The sequence below is a fragment of the Acinetobacter sp. 5862 genome, assembly GCF_024494585.1.
In the GTDB taxonomy this organism is placed as follows: domain Bacteria; phylum Pseudomonadota; class Gammaproteobacteria; order Pseudomonadales; family Moraxellaceae; genus Acinetobacter.
On record NZ_JANHGP010000091.1, the window covers coordinates 1 to 808 of the forward strand.

General features: G+C 42.1%; 1 protein-coding gene. It reads left to right on the top strand.

The window, feature by feature from the left end; all coding sequences use genetic code 11:
• Positions 1-756, top strand: a 756-nt coding sequence (locus NO346_RS14645) for an IS5-like element IS17 family transposase (RefSeq protein WP_256415602.1), incomplete at its 5' end; no start/stop codon positions are given.
• Positions 757-808 lie beyond the last annotated feature (52 nt).

An 808-nucleotide genomic window follows, 5' to 3' on the forward strand; every position in this document is an offset into this window, starting at 1 on the left:
TTAATGATTAAATCCTTATTCCGTCTATCTTTACGTATGGTCACTGGCTTTGTGCAAAGTCTGATTAAACTTTGCGGATTAAATTGGACCGCACCAGATTACAGTACGCTTTGTAGAAGACAAAAGCATATTGATATTGCAATCAGCTACCAAAAAAGTAGCGATGGGCTGCATCTACTCGTAGACTCTACAGGCATGAAGTTTCTAGGTGAGGGCGAATGGAAACGCAAGAAACATGGAGCTGAATATCGTCGCCAATGGCGTAAACTACATATTGGTATAGATGCCAAAACCCTACAAATACGCGCTATTCAGCTCACAACCAATAATGTCAGTGATTCACAGGTGCTTGGTGATTTACTCGATCAGATTCCACAAGATGAGCAGATTGACTCTGTTTATACCGATGGAGCTTATGACACCAAGCAATGCCGTCAGGTCATTGCAGATCGGCAAGCACATGCGGTGATTCCACCTAGAAAAAATGCGAAACCATGGAAAGATACAAAGAGTAGCTCGCTAGAGCGAAATGAATTACTTCGAACAGTTAAACGTTTAGGCAGGACATTATGGAAAAAATGGTCAGGCTATCATCGCCGCAGTTTGGTGGAAACCAAGATGCATTGCATCAAATTATTAGGCGATAAATTAATGGCAAGAAGCTTTCCTAGTCAGGTGAATGAAATTCATGCACGTGTAGCAGTCCTCAACCGATTTACGGAATTAGGTCGACCACTTACCCAAGTTACGCCTTAAATTTGGCTCAATTAGGGGCGCTTTGCATTTCAAATCTTTGTGCAACAAAGCC